Source organism: Epibacterium sp. Ofav1-8, assembly GCF_022348185.1.
In the GTDB taxonomy this organism is placed as follows: domain Bacteria; phylum Pseudomonadota; class Alphaproteobacteria; order Rhodobacterales; family Rhodobacteraceae; genus Epibacterium.
On the sequence record NZ_JAKRFD010000009.1, the window covers coordinates 128367 to 151011 of the forward strand.

Consider the following 22645-nt stretch of genomic DNA (forward strand, 5'->3'; position numbering starts at 1 on the left):
GTGCAGCACAGGACCATGACCGGCCATAACGGGGCAGGACGGGGCCCGACGGTGACAACGCTGTATGCCGCCCATGCGGCGGCGGTATGAACAGAAGAGTAGCGGTGGGGGCGCCGCCTTGATTTTGGGGGCCATAGTTTGGGGCGAGAACACAACAGCGCAAATGCAGTCAGCGGAGGAGGCTTCTCCGCCGATGATATTGCCGTGGTCGGCATGTCGGTCACCCTGCCCGGCGCATCCTCCATCCGCGCCTTCTGGGCCAATCTGCGCGATGGCATTGAGTCAATCGAGGTCGTCGACGAAGACAGCCTGCTCGCAGCCGGCGAACGCGCCGAAACCTTGCGCGATCCCAACTACGTGCCCGCCTCGGCCCGGCTGCAAGGCTTTGACGAATTTGACGCGGAGTTCTTTGGCTTTTCGCCCAAAGAGGCCGCGATCCTCGACCCGCAACACCGCAAGTTCCTCGAGGTCGCATGGGGCGCGATGGAGGATGCCGGTCACACCCCCGAGAGCCTGAAAGGCCAGGTCGGTGTCTATGCGGGCTGCGGCATGGGCAGCTATTTCTATTTCAACATCTGCTCGAACCCGGATCTGGTCGATGACGTGGGCATGTTCCTCTTGCGCCACACCGGCAACGACAAGGATTTCCTGACCACGCGCGTCAGCCATGTCTTTGATCTCAAGGGACCATCGGTCAACGTGCAGACCGCCTGCTCCACCTCGCTGGTGGCGATCCACTACGCCGCCGAGGCATTGCGCAAGGGCGAATGCGATATGGCGCTGGCCGGTGGCGTGACGATCGAACTGCCGCAGGGGCGCGGCTACCTCTACAAGGAAAACGAGATCCTGTCGCCCGACGGCCATTGCCACGCCTTTGACCACCGCGCGCAGGGCACGGTGTTCGGCTCTGGCGCGGGGGCCGTGGCGCTCCGGCGTCTCGGCGATGCGGTGGCCGATGGTGACCACATCTGGGCGGTCATCAAAGGCTCTGCGATCAACAACGATGGCGCGGCCAAGGCGGGATATCTGGCCCCTTCGGTGGATGGGCAATCCGCAGCGGTGCGCAAGGCGCTGACGGCTGCGCGGGTGAACCCCGAGACCATCGATTACGTCGAATGCCACGGCACCGGCACCTATATCGGCGACCCGATCGAGGTTGCCGCCCTTACGGACGCCTACCGCGACGGTACCGATGCAAAGGGCTATTGCCGGATCGGATCGGTCAAAACCAACATCGGCCATCTGGACACGGCAGCTGGCGTGGCGGGGTTTGTGAAAACTGCACTCGCGCTGGAGAACAAATCGCTGCCGCCGTCGCTGGGGTATGAAAAACCCAATCCGACCATCGACTTTGAAACCTCGCCCTTCCGCGTGAACGATACGCTCTGCCCGTGGATTTCGCACAAAGGACCCCGGCGCGCCGCTGTGAATGCCCTTGGTGTCGGCGGCACCAATGCCCATGCGATCCTCGAAGAGGCCCCGGTGCGCGCGCCCTCCGAGGAAAGCGATTTCCCGTTTCAGGTGCTCTGTATTTCAGGCCAGACCAAGGCCGCGCTGGAGGCAAACACGCAGAACCTCGCGACCTACCTGCGCGCCAACCCCGATGTGGAGCTGGCGGATGTGGCCTACACGCTCAAGGAAGGTCGCCGCGGCTTTGCCAAACGTCGCGTGGTGGTGGCCGAAACCGCGACGGACGCCGCCGACATGCTGGAAGCCGCGAACCCGCGGGAGGTCTTCACCCACGGCCATCTCGGTGCGCATCCCGAGGTCGTGTTTATGTTCCCCGGCGGGGGCGCGCAATTTGCAGGCATGGCGCGCGACCTCTATGAGACGGAGCCGGTGTTTGCCGACTGGATGGATCAGGGGCTGGACCATCTGGAAAAGAGCCTCGATTTCGACATCCGCGCCCTGTGGTTGCCGGACCCCGGCGAGGAGACAAATGCTGATGCGGCGCTGCTGAAACCCTCGGTGCAATTGCCGCTCATCATGATCGTGGAATATGCGCTGGCGCAGCTCTGGATCAGCTGGGGCGTCCGGCCTGCCGCCATGGTGGGCCATTCCATGGGTGAAAACACTGCCGCCTGTCTGGCCGGTGTCATGAACTTTGAGGATTGCATCGACCTGGTGCAACTGCGGGGACGACTGTTTGACACGGTCGAGCCGGGCGGCATGTTGTCGATCTCGCTGCCGCTCTCTGAGGTCGAGACACTTGTGGGCGCGGATCTCGACATCGCCAGCGTAAACGCGCCCGAACTAACCGCTGTATCCGGCCCGAATGATCGCCTGGAGGCGCTGGCCGAGGACCTGCGCGCCCGCGATGTGGAGTTCCAGCGTATCCCCATCGACATCGCCGCCCACAGCCGCATGCTGGAGCCGATCCTCGCGGCCTATGGCGATTTCCTGCGCCGTCTCGATCTGCAACCGCCGAACCTGCCGGTGATGTCGAACCGCACCGGCCAGCCGCTGACGCCGGAACAGGCCACCAGCGCCGACTACTGGGTTGAGCAACTGCGCAATACCGTGCGTTTTGCCGATTGCATCGAAACGCTCGCAACCACCAAGGGCCGCGTCTACCTGGAGGTCGGCCCCGGCAAGGCCCTCAGCGCCTTGGCACAAATGTCGCCACAGGTTGCCTCCGGTCAGGTGCTCAGCTCTCTGCGTCACCCGGAACAGGATATCGCGGATGATGCCTATTTCTTTGGCATCATCGGCCGTCTCTGGGCCTGCGGGGTCGAGGCCGACTGGCCTCAGATCTGGGGCGATGCTCGCCGCAACCGCCTGAGCCTGCCCACCTATGCGTTCCAGCGTAGCCGCTATTTCATCGAACCCGGAAAGTCGGTGCAAGCGCCCGAGGTTGCCTTGCCCGCACGGCACGCGGACATTGCCGATTGGGGCTACCGCCCGGTCTGGCGGCCTCGTCTGGCCGATTGCGCGCTGGATGTGGAAAACGAACTCACGCTGGAGCCGCAGACCTGGCTGATCTTTGAGGACACCGCCGGACAGGCCGCCGCCTGCGCCGAGGCACTCGTTGCCGCCGGTCATCGGGTGGCCCGCGTGCGGGCTGGGGATACCTATGCGCAGCTTGCGCCCGATCTCTATCAACTGGCCCCGGAAGAAGGCCGGTTTGGTACCGAGGCCCTGCTGGCGGATCTGGCCGAGGCGGATCTTCTGCCGCAGCGGATCGCGCATTTCTGGCTGGTCACCGACACCGAGGATTTCCGCCCCGGCTCCTCCTTCTTTGATCGCAACATCGAGATGGGGCTGATGTCGCTCACCGCCTTGGGACAAGCGCTGGCGCAGGCAGAACTGCCGCATCCGGTACACCTCAGTGTGCTGACCACCGGTGCTGCGCAGGTGCGCGAGGAGCCCCTGCCCTATCCGGAAAAAGCAATGATCTCCGGCCCCGCCGGTGTGATCCCGCGCGAGATCCCCGGTGTCACCGTCGCGACCTGTGACATCGAGCTGCCGCAAACCCCTGCGGGCCTCTCAGCCCTCATATCCGGCACAAAACCCGCCCCAATCACGTCGCGTCTGCTCGAAGAACTGCTGGCCGCCCCCGGCAACCACGCCGCCGCCTGGCGTGGCGAAAAACGTCTGGAGCTTGACTATCGCCCCGTACCCCTCGCGGCACCAACGGCAGGCGATCTGCCGCTGCAAACGGGGGGGCACTACCTCATAACCGGCGGCTACGGTGGCATCGGGCTGACGATCGCAGAGCACCTGATGCAGTCGTATGAAGCGCGCATCACGCTCCTGTCCCGCGACGCCCTGCCACCGCGTGCCGAATGGGACCGCTACCTGCGCCGCCACAGCCCGGCTGACCGGATCGCAACCCGCATTCGCGCCGTTCAAAAACTTGAGGCGACCGGACGCGGCGAAGTGCTCACGCTCAGCGCCGATGTCTGCAACCTCCAGGACATGCGCAACGCGGCAGAGGCCGCCCGCGCCGCATTTGGCCCCATCACCGGCCTGTTCCACGGTGCAGGCCATATTGCCGACGCCCCCCTTCTGGCCAAGACAGATCGCCAGATCGCCGAGGTGCTCGCGCCCAAAGTGAACGGCCTGCGTGTGCTGGATCAGGTCTTCCCGGATGGCACGCTCGACCTGATGGTGCTGTTCTCCTCCTCCTCCACCGTGACGCGCCCTGCCGGGCAGGTGGATTACGTGGCCGCCAACGAATACCTCAACGCCTGGGCGAAATCCCGTCAGGGCGGGCAAACCCGCGTGATGGCCATCGACTGGGGGATCTGGGCGGATGCCGGCATGGCAGCGGACGCTATGGCCGCCCGGCGCGGCGGCGCTGCCCCCTCGGACCCGCTGCCGTCAGAGGCCGCGCTTTGGCAGACACAAGGCTTTGATCGCTCCGGTGCACCGGTGTTCCGCAGCCGTTTTGACGCGCGCCGCGACTGGCTTCTGGACGATCACCGCACCCATGATGGCACCGCCCTGATCCCCGGCACCGGCAATATCGAGCTGATTGTCGAAGGGCTGGATGCGCTCGGCAGCACCGCGCCCTACGAAATCCGGGACCTCTATTTCCTGCAACCCTTTGTGGTTGAGGATCATATGCCACGCGAGGCGGTGATGCATCTGAGGCCCGGCGCTGCAGGCTATGAGGTGCAAATCCACGCGGAAACGACGGAGGGATATGCACGCACGGCGCAGGCTGAGGTGGTGACGCTGGACCACAGTGCCGCCACGACACTGGATCTGAATGCGATCTCCGCGCGCTGCACGCCGCAAGAGGCAGATGTCGCGGGCGGACGCATCAGGTCCCCGCAAGAAGCCAACCTGCGGTTTGGTCCGCGCTGGCATGTTCTGCAATCAATGGCGCTTGGTCGGGACGAAGGGCTCGCGCAACTGTCCTTGCCTGATGTTGCAAAAAAAGACGGCGCGCTGTTGCATCCGGGGCTTCTGGATCTCGCAACCGGCTGGGCCATCGAACTTGCGCCGGGCTACGAGCCCAGCACGCTCTGGGTGCCGGTCTCCTATGGCACGATCCGGGTGCTCGCCCCGTTGACCAAGGACATCTACAGCCATGTGCGGCTTGCGGAGGGGCAGGCCGAGCAAGGCGCCGTGTTGTTTGACATCACCCTGTCCGACCCGGCAGGGAATGTTTTGGTGGAAATCTCGCATTTCCGCATGCAGCAGCTGAGCGGCGGCTTCAACCTTATGCCCACCCGCACCGACACCACAGCCGCCGCGCTTGGCCTGACCTCGGATGCGGAAACGCAGCCCCTGTCGCCGGACGAGCGTCGCCTGCTTGCCAATCTGGAGAATGGCATCCACACCAGCGAGGGCGGCATCGCGCTTGAACTTGCGCTCGCTGCGGGTCTGCCGCAGGTGATTGTCTCCTCGCTGGACCTCGACGCCCTGCGCCAGCAAGCAGCCACCAGCGGGCAAACCGCCCCCGAAGGTGAAGGGCAGAGCTTTGACCGCCCCGATCTGGATACCGACTATGTCGCGCCCCGCACGGCAACCGAAGAGGCCCTCGCCGGTCATTTCGCCACCCTGCTGGGATTGTCGCAAATCGGGGTGGAGGACAGTTTCTTTGATCTGGGCGGTCATTCCCTCATCGCCGTGCGGCTCTTTGCGCAGATCAAACGCAGCTTCGGTGTCGAATTGCCGATGTCCGTGCTGTTTGATGCCCCCACCGTCGCCGCGCTGGCGGCCCGGATCGAGGCTGAAACCGGACCGATGCAGGCCCAGGGCGACACCGCAGGCGACCAAGAGGCGACACCACAGAGCTTCAGCCACCTCGTGCGCCTTGCCCCCGGCAAGGACAGCCAAGCCGCACCGATGTTCATCGTGGCGGGCATGTTTGGCAACGTGTTGAACCTGCGGCATCTGGCACAGATCCTTGGCGAGGATCGTCCGGTCTATGGGCTACAGGCGCGCGGCCTGATCGGCACGGATGAGCCGCACGAACGGATCGAGGACGCCGCCCGCGACTATATCGCCGAGATGCGACAGGTGCAGCCCGAAGGGCCTTATCTGATCGGTGGGTTTTCTGGCGGCGGCATCACCGCGTATGAGATCGCCCAGCAGCTCAAGGCCTCTGGCGAGGCGGTGGATGCGCTGGTGCTGCTGGATACGCCGCTGCCGGTGCGCCCTGACCTCAAACCCATTGACAAGGCGCTGATCAAGCTCGCTGAGATCCGCAGCAAAGGGCCGGGCTACCTCGGTGAATGGTTGCGCAACCGCATTGCCTGGGAAATTCGCAAGCGCCAGGACCGCCCGGCGGAAACCGGCGAGAGCACCGGTTTCAACAACCGCAAGATCGAACTGGCCTTCCTGCGCGCGGTGGCCGCGTATGAGGTTCAGCCCTGGACGGGTCCGGTGACACTCTATCGACCTGTCCTGGACCGGCATTGGAAAGTCTCGGGTGGGCAATGGGTCAGCCGAGACCGTGAATACGTCTACGCGGACAACGACTGGACCCGTTTTGCGCCGTCACTGATCGTGCGCGAGGTGCCGGGCGACCACGACGGTATGGTTCTGGTGCCCAACGTCAGCGTGCTCGGAAAAGAAATCCGCGATCTTCTCGGCCAAAGCGCACGGCAAAGCGCCGGGCCGCAGGACATCTCCAAGGCGGCGGAGTAACCCATGGCCGCCAACTCTATCCTCACGATCATCCTGAACTTTCGCACGCCTGCAATGACGCTGCGCTCCGCAGAAGCGGCCTTGGAGGAAATGGAAGATCTGCCCGGCGAAGTGCTGATTATCGACAATGGATCGGGCGATGGCTCTTTTGAGGCCCTGCGGGCCGGGGCGACGGCGCGCGGCTGGCTCGACAGCGGTCGCCTGCGCATTGAGGCCTCACCTGTCAACGGCGGCTTTGGTGCGGGCATGAACATCGGCTTTCGCGCGCGGCTTTCGGATGGGTCGCGCCCCGATTTCTACTACCTCCTCAACTCCGATGCCTTTCCCGAACAGGACTGCATTCGCAGATTGCGGGACTTTCTACTGAGTGCTCCGGGTGCGGGGCTGGCGGGGTCGTATGTGCATGGCGAAGACGGCACGCCCCATTGCACGCTGTTTCGCTTCCCAACCATCGCGAGCGAATTTGAAGGGGCCGCGCGCACCGGTGTGATCTCGCGCCTGCTGAAACACGCCATCGTGCCACTGGAGATCCCGGATGACGCACAACAAGTGGACTGGACCGCCGGGGCCAGCATGATGATCCGCCGCGAGGTCATCGAGGCCATCGGCGGCTTTGACGAGACGTTTTTTCTATACTTCGAGGAAACCGAACTCTGCCACCGTGCTGCACGTGCGGGCTGGCGGACGCATTATATCCCATACAGCACCGTTGCCCATGTGGGGTCGGCCTCAACCGGCATGAAGACATGGGCGCGCACACCGGAGTTCTGGCTGGACTCGCGGTTGCATTATTTCACGCAAACCCACGGTCCGATCTATGCGATTGGCGCGACCCTTGCACGGCTGCTGGGCGGTGCGGTTTATGGTCTGCGCCGGCTGACCTCGGGCAAGCCCCGCGCCGATGCGCCCCATTTTCATCGCGACCTGCTGCGTCATCATTTCAAACGGTTGCTGCGCCCCCTGCCCGCGCCAAACCCGGCCCGGCCATTTGCGTCCGACGCCGTTCTGGAGGAACACAAGTCATGACATTTTCAACCGTCGTCATTGGCAATGAATCCCTGCTGATCGGGTGTAGCGAGGCTTTGCTGACACGTGGTCACGAGATCCGGGCTGTGGTCAGCGAGAGTGCCGAGATCACCTCCTGGGCCGCATCCAAAGGGCTGCAGGTTCTTGCCGCCCCGAGTGACATCGAGGGCGACTTTGATTGGCTCTTGTCGATTGCCAACCTGCGGGTATTGCCCGAAGCAGTGATTGCCAAGGCCCGCCGGGGGGCGGTGAATTTCCACGATGGCCCGCTGCCCGAACGCGCAGGCCTGAACACCCCCAACTGGGCCATTCTCGAAGGGGCCGCGGAACACGGCATCACATGGCACTTGATCGAGGGCGGTGTGGACGAAGGCGACATCCTCGCCCAGCGCCGTTTTGCGGTCTCTGAGGATGAAACCGCCTTTAGCCTCAACTCGAAATGTTACGGCGCAGCGCTTGATAGCTTTGCCGAGGTGCTCGACCAATTGGAGAGCGGCACCCTCAACCGCCAACCACAGGATCTGAGCCGGCGCCACTACCACGCCCGCGCGGATCGCCCGGAGGCCGCCGGGACCTTGCGCTTTGACCGCCCGGTTGCGGAGCTGCTGCGCGTTGTCCGTGGCCTGGATATGGGCGGCTATTGGAACCCGCTCACCACTGCAAAGATCCGCATGGCCGATCAGTTCGTTGCGGTGGGTCAGGCGCATGCCGCTAAGGGCGCAGGCGCAGCGGGCGAGATCCTCGCCGTCACGGGTGACGACGTCACCATTGCTTGCGCCGATGGGGCCATTCGGCTCGGTGCGCTGACGACCTTGTCTGGCACGCCCCTGAGCCTGCGTGACCTTCTGCGCGCTGGCGATGTGCTCCCTGCTCTTGCCGAGAGTGACATCAACGCGCTGGAAAATGCGGCGCAAACCAGCCAAACGCCCGAGGCCTATTGGCGGCGCGCGCTGTCCGGCATGCTGCCCCTGCCGGTCCCGTTGCAGACTGCTGAACAGGGTGATGCGCAAACCGCCGACATCACACTGCCTGTGGAGTGCCCGCCCGCAACATTGGCTGCGGCTGCGCTTGCATGGGTGTTGCGCAGTCTGGGCGAGACCGAGGGGTCAATCGCGCTCAGCCTGCCCAGGCTACAGTCTGCGGCAAAGTCCGGGCTGATGGCAGATTGGGTGCCCCTCAATGCCCAAGCGCATGAAGCATTCTCGACCCTTGCGACCCGTGCTGAGGCGGTTCTGACCCGAGCGGAAGATCAGGGTGGTTTTGCAACGGACCTGATCCTGCGCGCGCCAGAGATTTCTGTGCAGGCCCCTCCGGCGGTTGTCTTGTGCCTTGATACAGACAGCGTGCCGGACCACGCCCAGCTGGCCCTGATCCAGTCCGGGGACCGCGTGCAGCTACAGTCCCGGCATCTGTCCCAACAGGCACTGTCCCTGCTGGCGGCACGCCTCGAATGCCTGCTGGCGGCACTGCCATCGCAGGCAGACAACGCACTTTCAGCCCTGCCCTTGCTACCCGACACCGAGCGCGAGCAGATGCTGGAGCAATGGAATGCAACCGACGCGGACTATCCGGCAGAGCAGACCATTCATGCCGCGTTTGAGGCTCAGGTGGCGCGAACACCGGATGCAACGGCCCTCGTTTTTGAAGATCAACACCTGAGTTATGCTGCGCTGAACCAGCGCGCCAATGCGCTGGCAAGGCATCTGCAAGAGCAGGGCGTGAAACCCGGCAGCCACGTCGGCGTCTATTTGCGCCGCTCGATGGATCTGGTGGTGGCCACGCTGGGTATTCTGAAGGCAGGCGCGGCCTATGTCCCGCTTGATCCGGCTTATCCAGGTGATCGTATCGCGCATTATATCACCGACAGTCAGGCCTCGGTCATTGTCACCCATGCAGCACTGGCACCGGACCTGCCCGACAGCCGCGCGCAGTCCCTGCATCTCGACACGCTTGATCTCAGCACGCCTGCCGAACCCGTCAGCGAAGGCACTGCCGAGGATCTGGCCTATCTGATCTATACGTCTGGCTCGACCGGCCTGCCCAAGGGCGTGATGGTGCGGCACCGCAATGTTGCCAATTTCTTCACCGCCATGGATGCGCGTATCCCGCATCAGGCCGGCGACACATGGCTCGCAGTCACCAGCCTGTCGTTCGACATTTCCGTGCTGGAGCTGTTCTGGACGCTGGCGCGCGGCTTCAAACTGGTGCTCTCCAGCGATGAAAGCCGTCTGCAACTCTCAAATGGCCCCATCGCGCTCAGCGATCGCAAGATGGACTTCAACCTCTATTATTGGGGCAACGACGACGGCGCGGGTGAGAAGAAATACGAGCTGCTCCTTGAGGGGGCGAAATTTGCCGACGCCCATGGCTTTAACGCGGTCTGGACGCCGGAGCGGCATTTCCACGCCTTTGGTGGCCCCTACCCGAACCCGTCGGTCACGGGCGCTGCTGTCGCCGCCGTGACCCGCAACATCGGTGTGCGCGCAGGCTCTTGTGTGGCCCCGCTCCACCACCCGGCCCGCATTGCCGAGGAATGGGCGGTGATCGACAACCTCACCGGCGGGCGCGCGGGCATCGGGTTTGCCTCGGGCTGGCAGCCGGACGACTTTATCCTGCGGCCAGAGAACACGCCCCCCGCCAACAAACCCGCGTTGTTCGAAGCGCTTGAGACCGTGCGCAAACTGTGGCGCGGCGAAGAGGTGGGTTTTCCGCGCAAGGATGGCGGCCTCCATTCGGTGGTGACGCAGCCGCGCCCGGTTTCGGACGAGCTTGCCGTCTGGGTCACAACGGCAGGCAACCCGGACACATGGCGCGAAGCGGGGCGCGTGGGGGCCAATGTGCTCACGCATCTGTTGGGCCAGAGCATCGATGAGGTCGGCGACAAAATCGCCCTCTATCACGCCGCATTGCGCGAGGCGGGGCATGATCCGGCAGATTTCACCGTCACGCTCATGCTGCACACCTATCTGGCTGACACCCGCGAGGCCGCCCGCGAGGTGGCGCGCGAGCCGATGAAAGACTACCTGCGCTCTGCTGCGGGGCTCATCAAGCAATACGCCTGGGCCTTCCCGGCGTTCAAGAAACCCAAGGGCGTCGACAACCCGTTCGAGATGGATCTGGGCAGCCTCAGCACCGAGGAACTTGAAGCGATCCTCGATTTTGCCTTTGAGCGCTATTTCGAGGACTCCGGCCTCTTCGGCACAGTTGAGGATGCCGTGGCGCGGGTCGAAGACCTCAAACGCATTGGCGTGGATGAGGTGGCCTGCCTGATCGACTACGGCATCGCGCCGCATGTGGTGCTGGAGGGTCTGAAACCCCTCGCCGACGTGCTGCGCCGCGCCAATCGCGTACAGGAACTGGCAGCGGATGATTTCTCGCTCGCGGCCCAGATCGTGCGCCACGGCGTCACGCATATGCAATGCACCCCTTCAATGGCGCGGATGATCGCCACCGACGCGGACGCTGGCCCGGTGCTGGCGCGATTGCAGCATCTGCTGGTGGGCGGTGAGGCTCTGCCCGGTGATTTGGTGAACGCCCTGCGCAGTCAGACCCGCGCGACGCTTCACAACATGTACGGCCCGACCGAGACGACGATCTGGTCCACGGTCGAAACCCTTGACGGGACGCCGCAGGGGATCGCGCCCATCGGCACGCCTGTTGCCAATACCACCGTCTATGTCCTCGATGGCACGGATCAGCCGGTGCCGATCGGGGCGGCGGGTGAGTTGTGCATCGGAGGCGCGGGTGTGACCGCTGGCTACTGGCAACGCGCGGACCTCACGGCGGAGCGTTTCCCGGCTGATCCCTTCAGGGCCGGTCAGCAGATGTATCGCACCGGCGATCTCGTGCGCTGGCGCGCGGATGGCACGCTCGAGTTCCTCGGCCGCACCGACCATCAGGTCAAGATCCGGGGCCAACGGATTGAACTCGGTGAAATCGAGGCCGCCCTGTCCGCGATGGATGGCGTGACAGCCGCCGTGGTCATCCCGCGCAAAATCGGCACGGACGAGCGTCTGGTCGGCTATGTGACCGCCTCTGCGCCGTTTTCCGAAGCGCAGGCCAAGACCCATCTGGCGCGACATCTGTCAGAGGTCATGGTGCCTGCACATATCGTGACGCTTGAGGCGTTCCCGCTGACCCCCAACAAAAAGATCGACCGCAAGGCCCTGCCCGACCCGCAACCGGCCCGGTCCGGACCCCGCCCGGTGGCGGCGGCGCCACACTCGCATACGCAGGCGCAAATCGCCGGGATCTGGCAAAAGCTCCTTGGTGTAAGCGACGTGGCGCAGGGCGACAACTTCTTCGCCCTTGGCGGCCATTCCCTGCTCGCGGTTCAGGCGCACCGCGACATCCGCAACGCGCTCGCCGTCGACCGGCTGTCCATCACCGACATCTTCCGCTTTCCCACTCTTGATGGGCTGGCGGATCACATCGAATATCTTGCAAACGGTGCCACAGCCGCACAAAATGATCCCCCAAGCTCCGTTGCCGCCCCCGCCGGGCGCGCAGAGACCATGTCAAAACGGCGCGCGATGCGTGCCAACCGCAAGGCCAAATCCGGATGACGCAGGCGCAACAGGATACCTCCGATCTCGGCTCCGACCGGCTGTCGCTGCTGCGGTCGCTGCTCTCGAAAGCGGTCGCCATCGGCAGCGCCGATCCGCAAGGCCCGCTGCCGGCCCCCTTCCCCGAAGAGCGCGCCTGCCTGTCTGCCAACGCGGTGGACAAGCGCCGCCGGGAATTTGCCGCCGGTCGCGCCGCCGCCCATCAGGCAATGCGCGCGTTGAACCGGGAGCCCGCCCCCATCCTGATCGGCCCGAAACGCGCGCCCCTCTGGCCCGCGGGGGTGTCGGGCAGCATCACCCATTGCCGCAGCTGCGCGCTTGCGGCCATTGCCCGCCACAGCACCCATCCCGGTCTCGGCATCGATGTGGAGGAAGACACGCCGCTCTCCGCCGATCTCTGGCCTTCCATCGCCAATGCGACCGAACGCGACTGGCTTGCCCGGCATCCGAACCCGGGTCAAGCGGGCAAGCTGCTGTTCTCCGCCAAGGAAGCCGCCTACAAGGCGCAATACGCCATTTCGCAGCGGTTCTTCGGCTTTGACGGGCTGGACCTGACGTTTGATGACGGGGCGACTGGTGCGGGCGGGTTCACCGCAACCTTCACAGGCGAACAGCCCCCCTTTCGCGCCGGCGCCCGGCTGCAGGGGCGATTTGCCATCGGATGCGGCGTCATCATCACCGCGGTCGAAATCCTGAACAACGAGCCCTGCACATGATGTCCGTGCTGAGGCGCCTTCCCCGCCGTGCCCTGCTGGCCGCCACGGCGCTTATTCCGGTCGGTCTCCTGGGGATCTGGGGGTTCACCTCCGCACAGCCCGCGCCGCAGGACCTGCCTGCGCTGGAGGCGCCAGAGGCCCCCTTGCGGGTGTACCACCTGGGGCATTCCCTCGTCGGACAGAACATCCCGCATCTCCTGGCGCAGTTTGCCGGTGAGGGCCATCGCTACAACATGCAACGCGGATCCGGCACCTCCCTGCGGGCACATTGGGAAGACTCCGAACCCATTCTCGATTTCGATGCCGTCAACAAGGCTCCGGTCTGGCGCGATCCCAAAGAAGCGCTGGCCGCAGGCGAATACGACGCCGTGATCCTGACCGAGATGGTCGAACTGCGCGATGCGCTTGATTACTTTGACGGCGCAAAATACCTGCATCGCTGGGCCAGCCTGGCCCGCTCCGCCAACCCGGACGTGCGGCTCTATCTCTACGAGACCTGGCATCGTCTGGATGATCCCGTGGGCTGGCTGGAGCGGATTGACAGCGATCTCGACACGCTCTGGCTGGGCCGGCTGACCGCGACGGACACCCGCAGCCGCCCCGAGACAGCACCGATCTACCTTATCCCGGGAGGGCAGGTCCTGGCCGCTGTGGTGCGCGCCGCCGAGGCGGGACAGATCCCCGGTCTCGACCAGCGCGCGCAGCTCTTTGCCCGCGCAGCCGATGGCAGCCTCGACCAGATCCACCTCAGCCCGCTTGGGGAATATATCATCGCGCTGACCCACTATGCCGTGCTGTACCACCGGTCGCCGGAGGGTCTGCCACATCAGGTCACGCTCTTTGATGGCACCGCCGTCTCTGCCCTCGACGCCGAGGGCGCGGCCAGGGTGCAGGCGCTGGTCTGGGAAGTCGTCACCCGCCTGCCCCGCACCGGCGTGCAGCCTGCGGTGGCGGTGCCGCCAGCCGAGGACCCGGAGACATGAGCGCCACCGACCTGCTCAGTGCTGTCGTCATGATCGGCCATTCGCTGATCGGACCGGAGAATCCCCGCATGCTGCAACAGCTGCTGGCGGCCGGGCAGGACGGCAGACCGGTAGTGGAATACCAGATCATCAATGGCGCGCCTCTGCGCTACAACTGGGAACACGCCGACAAGGCGCAGGGGATCAACGCGCGCGACCGCTTGGCCACGGCGCCCGTCGATGCGCTGATCGTGACCGAAGCGGTGCCGCTCGCCAATCATCTGCGCTGGAGCAATACCGAACAGGCGGTGGTGAATTTCTACTCCCTCGCCGCCGAGAGCAATCCCGGTGTCACCCTCTATGTCCAGGAGGGCTGGCACAGCCTGCTGAGCGGCAGCGGCGAGGAGGTGCCTTTCGACGATGGCGGGGATGTTCCCTGGCGAGACCGGCTCGACAATGATTTGCCGCGCTGGCGGGGCATCGTCGACAAGGTCGCAGCCCGCACCGGAGGCGATATTCGTCTGCTGCCGACGGGTCAGGCGCTTGGCCGTCTGGCGGATGCGATCGAGGCCGGGACCGTGCCCGGGCTGCGCAGCATTCAGGACGTGTTCTCCGACGACATCCATCCAAACGACATCGGGTTCTACTATCTTGCGCTGGTGCAATACGCGGTCCTGACCGGCGCAGCGCCGGACGGGTTGCCACGTGTCCTGCAGACGGAATGGGGCACCTCCTACACCGCGCCCTCACCGGAGCTGGCGCAACGGTTGCAGGAACTCGCCGCAAATGCCGCGGTCGACGCCCCCCAGCGCACGGCCCTGCCGCCCGATCCGGTGGCATTGCCGAGCGATCCGATCCCGGTTGCGCTCAACGCCGCGCCCGACCGCTTTGACATGGCGGGGCCGCGCCCGGAGGTCCGCCAGCAGCCCGTTGCGATGAACCTGGCGGCCCTGCGTGACTGGAGCCCGCAGGCGCCCTTTCTGGATCATTTCAAAACCGCACGCAGCTGGATCGGCCATCTGCCGGGGCGCTGGGGCGGGGTGACCGAACAAGAGCTGCGCGCGGCGGGCTATCTCGACCCACACGGCTGGCCGCTGGCCATTCCGCCCGAACTGGGTTCGATCGGCACGGTGCTGCTGACCGATCTGCCGCCAACGGCCACGGGCCTTGCCGGGCGCTATGTGCTGCGGTTTGACGGCGACGGCATCGTCGAAGTGGGCGGTCGCGCCACCCAGGTGCGCTATGGAAAGGGCGAGGTCTCCTTTGACTTCACCCCCGGCGAAGGCGCGGTCGACATCCGCATTCAACGCAGCGACCGCGAAGGCACCGGCGATTATGTCCGCAATATCACCGTGGTGCGCGAAGAGGATCTGGACGCCTTTGCCCGGGGCGCCCTGTTCAACCCCGACTGGCTCGACAAGATCGAAGGCTTTGCGGCGCTGCGGTTCATGGATTGGATGGAGACCAACAACTCCGACCAGGTGGGCTGGGAAGACCGCCCGCGCGTCGCCGATTACACCTGGACCCGCAAGGGGGTTCCCGCCGAGGTGCTGGTGACGCTTGCCAACCGGATCGGCGCGGATGCCTGGTTTACCCTGCCGCATAAGGTCGATGACACCTATGCGCGCAACTTCGCCGAGCTTGTGCACGGGGGGCTGGACGAAGACCTCACCGCCTATGTGGAGTATTCCAACGAGGTCTGGAACTGGCAGTTCCAGCAGGCGCAATGGGCGGATGATCAGGCCCGCGACGCCTGGGGCAGCGATGGGCTCTGGCTGCAGTACTACGCCGGCCGGGCAAGCGACATCGCGGCGATCTGGACCGAGGTCTTTTCGGACGGGCGCGCCGATGCTGACCTGTCGCACCGGCTGGTGCGGGTGATCTCCACCCAGACCGGCTGGCTCGGCCTGGAGGAACAGATCCTGACCGCGCCCATCTGGACCGCCGAGGATCCCGCGCGTCAGGCGCCCTACCACAGCTTTGATGCCTATGCGGTCACCGGCTATTTCGGCGCGTTCCTGGGCACCCAGGACCATGCCCCGATGGTCCGCGCCTGGATCGCCGACAGTCTGGATCGCGCGCGTCAGGCGGCTGCGGAACAGGGGCTTCGGGGCGCGGCGGCCCGCGATTATGTCGCGGCGCATCGCTTTGACGTTGCCGTGTCACAGGCTGCGGCCGAATTGCAGGATGGGCTGAACGCGGCACAATCGGAGGGAACGCTCGACGATCTGCTGACCCGCGTCCTGCCCTACCACGCGGAGGTTGCACGGGAACACGACCTCGACCTCATCATGTATGAGGGCGGCACCCATGTCGTCGGTCACGGGCCGCTGGTCGACGATGACATGCTGACCGAGTTTTTCGTCCACCTGAACTACACGGCGGAGATGGCCGAACTGTACCGCCGGCTCCTGAATGCCTGGCCGGATCTTGGCGGCACGCTGTTCGGGGCCTATTCGGATGTCTCCGTCGCGGGGCGTTGGGGCAGCTGGGGCGCCTTGCGCACGCTGTCAGACAGCAACCCGCGCTGGGACGTGCTGGAGGCGGCCAAGTGAACCACCTGCTGTCGGTCTTGATCCCGGCCCACAACGAGGCGGACTATATCGCAAGCTGCCTGGCGGCGCTCTTTGCCTCCGAACCGCTCCCTGCCGATGTCAATGTCGAGGTTCTGGTGCTGGCGAACGGCTGCACGGACGAGACCGCCAACCGCGCCCGCGCCTGCACACCGCCCCCCGGCTGGGCGCTGCATGTGCTGGAACTGGCCAAAGGCGACAAGCTGGCCGCCCTGAACCAGGGCGATGCCCAAGCGCAGGGCGATATGCTTGTCTATCTGGACGCCGATGTGACCGTCGACCCTGCCCTCTTGCCGCAGATCGCCCTGAGCCTGCACCGGGTGACCGGGCCCGCCTACAGGGGCGGATCCCCCCGGGTCGCGGCGGCCCAGAGCATCGTCACGCGCGCCTACGCCAGGGTCTGGCAAAACCTGCCCTTCGTGCAGGAAGGGGTGCCCGGTTTTGGGGTGTTTGCGATGAACCGCGCCGGGCGGCAACGCTGGGAACACTGGCCCGCGATCATCTCGGACGACACCTTCGCCCGGCTCCAGTTCACGCCGCAGGAACGTCAGCGCCTTTCGGCCGGCTACACCTGGCCCATGGTCGAGGGGTTTCGCAATCTGGTGCGCGTCCGGCGGCGGCAGGATCAGGGCGTCGCGGAAATCTCCCGCCGGTTCCCTGATCTCTTGCGCAACGATGACAAGGTCCCGGTCACGCTGTCTCGGCTGCTTCGGATCGCGGGGCGCCACCCTGTTGGATTACTCGTCTATCTTGCGGTGGCCGTGGCCGTCCGCTCGCCGCTTTTTGCCAATCGCTCCAACTGGGAGCGGGGACGCTAGCGCGCTCTTCAGACGCTGCCCACCGGCATCGGGCACCACGCCTCAGGCGTCTGCCTTGATCGCCTCGGCAAAATGTGCGGCCAGCTTGCCTGCTTCATGATCGATGTCATGGCGTTGCAACACCCGCTCCCGTGCAGCGCGGCCGAGGCGGTCCAACCCGCTGTGCGGTGTGTTGGCCAGATCCACCAGCGCCTGCGCCAGCGCATCGACATCCCCCGCGGGCACCAGCCAGCCGGTCTCTCCCGGCTGCACCAGCTCGGGCGTGCCGGCGACATAAGTGGCCAGCACCGGGCGCGCGGAGGCCATCGCCTCCATGATCACCATCGGCAGCCCCTCCGCAAACGAGGGCATGACCAGCGCATGCGCCGCCTCCAGCTGCGCCCGGACCTCCGCCTCGGTGAGCCAGCCGGTGAGTGTCACATGCGCAGACAGATCGAGACGCGCGATCTCGGCCTCCAGCGCGCCGCGCATCTCACCGTCGCCCACCAGCGCCAGATGCAGGTCCGGGACCTGCCGCACGGCGCGCGCCAAGGCCTGCACCAGCAACATCTGCCCCTTTTGTTCGACGAAACGGCCAATGCAGATCAGCCTGACCGGCCCCTCCGGCAGCGGCTTGGGCGCGGCAAAGCGGTCCGGTTCGATGCCACAATGGACCACCTTGATCCGCGACCAGGCGCCAAAGGACGCCCAGCGGCTCAGCTGGCTGCGGCCAAAACTGGAGATCGCCACGGCAAACCGGGCCCGGTCGACCTTCTGTCCCAGCGCAAGGCTGTGGGGCGCGTCGAATTCCTCCGGCCCATGGGTGGTGAAACTGTAACCCGGCCCCCCCAGCGCATGCGCCAGCATGGAAACCGTGGTGGCATTGGTGCCGAAATGGGCGTGTAGATGCGCGCACTGCTGCCGGTCGCAGATCCGGCGCACCATCGCCGCTTCCAGCAGATAGATGAGGGCACGCCCCCGCGCCCCGCTGATGTGCCCCAGTCGCAACGCCAGCCGGACCGCGCGCCAGCAGCGCTGCGGCGCGCGCGGAACATAGGCCAGAAACGCCCACAGCAGACGCGCCGCCCCGAACCGCAGGACATAGTGGCACCGCTCCGCTTCTGCGCGGTCCCCGGGGTCCGTCAGCTCCTGTGTCCCCGGGCGCATCGGCAGGCGCACCACCTCGATGCCTCGGCGCTCCAGCGCATGGATCTCACGCCGAATGAAGCTCTGGGAGGGCTGCGGATAGGTGTTCAGCACATATGCAATCTTCACACGTCGGTCTTTCCTTGCCTGTCTTCCGGCCAAGACTACGCGTTTGCCCGGGTTTTGCCCAGCGCCACGACCCGCGACGGGCGGCAAAAAAGATCAGCGTCCTAGCACTTTAGCACAGAACCCCGCCGGACGGCCGCATCGCAATTGACCTCGCCCGCCGCGCCGCCTAGCCTGCAGCCGATCCGCAACCACATGCTCTGGACCTCCATGAAAACCGCCTTGACTGGCCAAAGCCTGATGGCACGTGTCGTGAGATCGACCTCGTGGATCATCCTCGGTTTCGGCACCGGGCAGGTGTTACGCCTGGCCTCCAATCTTGCCCTGACCCGGCTGCTCTTTCCCGAAGCCTTCGGCCTGATGGCGCTGGTCACCGTGATCATCATCGGGCTGTCGCTGTTTTCCGACATGGGCGTGTCCAATGCGATCGCGCAGAACCCGCGCGGCGACGATCCTGATTTCCTCGACTCCGCCTGGACCGTGCAGATTTGCCGCGGCGGGCTCCTCTGGGCGCTGACCGGCGTGCTCGCCCTACCGGCGGCGGCCTTCTACAACGCGGACGAACTGGCCTATTGCCTGCCCATCGCCGGTTTCAGCCTGGCCCTGCAGGGGTTCACCCCAACCCGGGTGGAAACCGCCTATCGTCACCTCATGGTCGGGCGGGTGACCGCAATAACCTTGGCGGCGCAGGTGTTCGGCATCGCCAGCATGGTCACCCTGGCGATCCTGACCCAGTCGGTCGTCGCGCTGGCCATCGGCAGCGTCCTGCAGGAAGCGGCCCGTCTCGCCCTGGCGCATCTGGCGCTGCCCGGACGCAAGAACCAGTTTCGCTGGGAGCCCGCCGCCACCAAGGAACTGATCGGAATGGGCAAGTGGATCTTCCTGTCCACCGCCTGCTTTTTCCTGACCACCCAGGGCGACCGCGCCATTCTCGGCAAATATCTGACACTCGAGGCGATGGGGATCTACAATATCGCCTTCTTCCTGGCCAGCTTTCCCGTGCAGCTGGGTCAGGACGTCAATCAGCGTCTGATGATCCCGGTCTATCGCGACAAACCCGCGCGCGAGAACCCGCACAACCGGCGCAAACAGCGACAGCTGCGGTTTGTCCTGACCGCGGGTATCCTGTCCATGCTGTGGCTGATGGCCTGGATCGGTCCCTGGCTTGTCGACCTGCTCTATGATGCGCGCTATGACGACGCCGGTGCGATCATCGTGCTTCTTGCCGCCAGCCTGGCGCCCTCGATCATCGTACTGACCTATGACCGCGCCGCGCTGGCCGCCGGCAATACCAAAGGGTTCTTTTTCTACACCGCCACCCGGGCCATGCTGCAGACGGCGCTGTTTCTCCTCGGGATGACGCAGTTCGGCCTGATCGGCGGTATCGCAGCGCTCGGGCTCGCCGTGGTCTTCTCCTACCCGGTTCTGATGCGCCATACCCGCCCCTATGCCGCACAGGATCCGCTGCACGATATCGGCTTTCTGTCGGCAAGCCTGATCATCTGCGGCGGCGCATTGACCTATCACTGGGATCAGATCAGCTCGGTTCTGCTTCAGATGTAGCGCCTGTGGGGAGGCGCGCCGCCACGCGCCACATGCCCCGTCAGCCCGGCCACCGCAGGCCCGTCGCATCAGGCCGGATCAATTGGCGTGTGTCAGGTCTTGGGCGCAGCCCGGGCCACAGTGGTGCGCGCCCGCAGCAACCGCGTCAGCAGCCCGCGACGGCGGGGCTCCAGCACGGGGATGGAGACCACAGGCGACAGGCCGGTTTCGCGCGTCATCTGCGCACTGGTCCGTAGCACCGGGTGGCGTAGATCCAGCAGGAATGCGACCACAACCCCAAGGATGAGGCTCACCAGCCCGCCTTTCAGCGCTGTTGCCTTGCGCCCGCTCCCCACCGCGTAATCCGGCAGCGAAGCGGCCTCGATCACGGTCAGCCGTTCGCCCTGGCGCGACGCCTCAAGACGAAAGCCCACCTCGGCCTCGGCCCGCCGCTGCGTCATGATCTCCAGCTCGGATTGCATCTGCTCCATGCGACGGTCGTAATTGGCCAGTTGGCGATCCACTTCCGGCGTCAGTTCCAATGACGCCTCAAGCACCTCGCGCCGCTCTTCCAGCAGCCGGCGTTGCGCCTCGAGCGCTTCCTGCTTGGCTTCTGTTTCGGCCTGGATCCGGCGGGCATACCCCTCGCGCTGCGTTGCGACCGCCTCTTCCGCGGCCTTGCGCATCTGGATCTCTTCGCGCGCCAGCTCCAGAAGGCTCTCGTTGATCGCGGCGATCTCGGCACCGCGCATCTCGATCGCGCCCGGCAGGGTCACGGCATTGGCATACCGGAAATCCGCCACTTCCTCTTCCAGCGCCGCGATCCGGTCGATCAACGCTTTTTCCTTCTCGGTAAAGAAGGTCAGCGTTTCCTGCGCCTGCTCCAGCCGGGTGGATTGGCTCAGCGCGATCGTGCGCCGCGAAAACTCGCGCGCAACCGCCTGGGCCTGCTCCCGCGTCGGCATCACCGCGGTGATGGTCAGAACCGAGATCGCGCCGTCATCCGACATGCCTTCGCGCGCCGCTGCCGTGCCGGTCAGGGTCACCGACTGGCGCACCAGCGGTACGATTTCGGACGCCAGCAACCCCGGGCGATCCGCATAGAGGTTCAGCTGGTCGACGATTTCGAGAATGGTGCCCCGCGCCATCAGACGCTGCTCGATCAGCTGGATGCGCCTGGCGGACGACCCGTCGACGGTAGAGCGCGCCAGTTCACCGGCGATCTTGGGCCGGGTGATCTGGATCACCTCGGTGCTGGAATAGACCTGTTCCTGCGACAGCGCGATCCAGAGCGATGCCACACACCCCAGGAACGTGACCAGCAGGATCACCCCCGCGCGGCGGCGCAGAAGGTCCAGAAAGTCCGAGAGTGAATAAATCGAAGCCATGGGTCCGTGTTTCTAATGTTCGCATTCAAAGCCGCCGCAAGCCCGGCTGCGGGGATGCCGTCCGTGTGTTCAGTCCGTACTGTTCAATCCGTCGCCGTTGCGCGCCCGGTTCAGGACCACGCCCAGCAGCTGGGTGTGACCTGCCAGCATTTTCTCGCAGGCGCGCAGATGGCGCGCTGTCGTCTGCTCTGCATCCGAGACCAGCAGCACCCCATCGACCTGCGGCAGAAAGGCGGCCACGTCATCGTTCTGAAGCACCGGCGGCATGTCAAACAGCACGACATCGGCGCAGGTGCGGCGGATCATGTCGGTTATCGTGGCGGCGCAGGTCGCTTCGTGCAGCACTTCGGCGGCATTATAACAGGCGGAGGTGTTCAGCCCCAGTGCCAGACTGTCGCCGGCCGCAACCAGATGATCCTCCAGCCGCAATTCGCCGCGCAGGAACCCGGGCATATCCCCGCTGTAGAGCGCCGCGCGCTCCAGGCCCAGCGACTTGGCCACCCCCGGGTTGCGCAGGTTCATGTCCATCAGCACCGTGCGGCTGCCGGGCACGCGCGCCAGGCTGAGAGCCAGGTTGGCCGCGGTGAAACTGGCACCACATTTGGCGGTCGGGGCACAGATCGCCACGCGTTTCCACCCGTGGTCGCGCAAGGTGTGCAACATCCGGGTCCGCAGCAGGTCAAAGGCGCGCGCGGTGGGCGAGGTGCGAAAATAATCCACCAGCGGCAACCGGCTGCGGCGCCGGCCCAGCCCGGTGATCTCTACCTGACGCATGACAAGCCAGGGATCCGGCAACGGGGCCGGCAAGGCGGGCTCCTGCTCGATCTGGAAGATCGGGGGGATGCTGCGCTCCGGCGGCGGCATGACAGACGGCTGTGGCGCCGATTTGGCTGCCGATTGTGGCCGTTTGGGGACCACTTTCGCGGGCGGGCTGTCGTCGTCTTTGGTGTTGACCGGCTCTGACAGCGCAGCCGCCTCCCGTGGCGGGGCCGAGGGCGCTGCGTCGCCCGGCGCCGCAACCGGGTCCTGTTGGATGTCCGGTGCGCCCGGATCGGCAGGCAGGTCCTGTGCAGGAGAAACCCGCGACGCGTCCGACCGCAAAGGATCGGCCGCAGGCGTGTCCTCACGCTTGCGGCGTCGCCGAAATTTCTTGAACCCCTGGTCCGTCATCTGCTCGCTACTATCCTGTTCTCCACCGAAT

General features: G+C 65.3%; 11 protein-coding genes. 8 read left to right on the forward strand and 3 right to left on the reverse strand.

The annotated features are described in order from the left end of the window. The first annotated feature begins 138 nt into the window (after positions 1-138). The 7 genes from MHM97_RS15195 to MHM97_RS15225 are packed head-to-tail and all read left to right on the forward strand — an operon-like array spanning position 139 to position 17263. Complete coding sequence (locus MHM97_RS15195; protein WP_255729729.1) at positions 139-6603, forward strand: type I polyketide synthase; 6465 nt, start codon at positions 139-141, stop codon at positions 6601-6603. A 3-nt stretch (positions 6604-6606) separates the two neighbouring features. Next, the gene (locus tag MHM97_RS15200) at positions 6607-7629 is read left to right on the forward strand and encodes a glycosyltransferase family 2 protein (protein ID WP_239323217.1); all 1023 of its coding nucleotides are present in this window, start codon (positions 6607-6609) and stop codon (positions 7627-7629) included. Beyond that, on the forward strand, positions 7626-12194 hold the full coding sequence (locus MHM97_RS15205) for a MupA/Atu3671 family FMN-dependent luciferase-like monooxygenase (RefSeq protein WP_239323218.1): 4569 nt from the start codon (positions 7626-7628) through the stop codon (positions 12192-12194). The genes MHM97_RS15200 and MHM97_RS15205 overlap by 4 nt, the downstream gene beginning before the upstream one ends. Continuing rightward, the gene (locus MHM97_RS15210) at positions 12191-12910 is read left to right on the forward strand and encodes a 4'-phosphopantetheinyl transferase family protein (RefSeq protein ID WP_239323219.1); all 720 of its coding nucleotides are present in this window, start codon (positions 12191-12193) and stop codon (positions 12908-12910) included. The genes MHM97_RS15205 and MHM97_RS15210 overlap by 4 nt, the downstream gene beginning before the upstream one ends. Then, the gene (locus MHM97_RS15215; protein WP_239323220.1) at positions 12907-13893 is read left to right on the forward strand and encodes a hypothetical protein; all 987 of its coding nucleotides are present in this window, start codon (positions 12907-12909) and stop codon (positions 13891-13893) included. The genes MHM97_RS15210 and MHM97_RS15215 overlap by 4 nt, the downstream gene beginning before the upstream one ends. Continuing rightward, positions 13890-16427 carry a hypothetical protein gene (locus MHM97_RS15220; protein ID WP_239323221.1) on the forward strand — a complete coding sequence of 846 codons (2538 nt, stop codon included), beginning with the start codon at positions 13890-13892 and terminating at the stop codon, positions 16425-16427. The genes MHM97_RS15215 and MHM97_RS15220 overlap by 4 nt, the downstream gene beginning before the upstream one ends. Further along, complete coding sequence (locus MHM97_RS15225) at positions 16424-17263, forward strand: glycosyltransferase (RefSeq protein WP_239323222.1); 840 nt, start codon at positions 16424-16426, stop codon at positions 17261-17263. Before MHM97_RS15220 ends, MHM97_RS15225 begins: the two co-directional genes overlap by 4 nt. A gap of 42 nt (positions 17264-17305) precedes the next feature. Here the strand turns inward: MHM97_RS15225 and MHM97_RS15230 are convergent, their stop codons facing one another. Next, on the reverse strand, positions 17306-18517 hold the full coding sequence (locus MHM97_RS15230; protein WP_239323223.1) for a glycosyltransferase family 4 protein: 1212 nt from the start codon (positions 18515-18517) through the stop codon (positions 17306-17308). 207 nt (positions 18518-18724) lie between these two features. Here MHM97_RS15230 and MHM97_RS15235 point away from each other — a divergent pair, with 207 nt between their 5' ends. Further along, positions 18725-20077, forward strand: coding sequence for an oligosaccharide flippase family protein (locus MHM97_RS15235; protein WP_239323224.1), 1353 nt, complete (start codon positions 18725-18727; stop codon positions 20075-20077). Between the two features lie 92 nt (positions 20078-20169). Here MHM97_RS15235 and MHM97_RS15240 read toward each other — a convergent pair whose 3' ends face one another. Next, complete coding sequence (locus MHM97_RS15240) at positions 20170-21444, reverse strand: DUF874 domain-containing protein (RefSeq protein ID WP_239323225.1); 1275 nt, start codon at positions 21442-21444, stop codon at positions 20170-20172. Between the two features lie 69 nt (positions 21445-21513). Next, positions 21514-22614 (reverse strand): CpsD/CapB family tyrosine-protein kinase, encoded by a 1101-nt coding sequence (locus MHM97_RS15245; RefSeq protein WP_239323226.1) that lies wholly within the window; start codon positions 22612-22614, stop codon positions 21514-21516. Positions 22615-22645 lie beyond the last annotated feature (31 nt).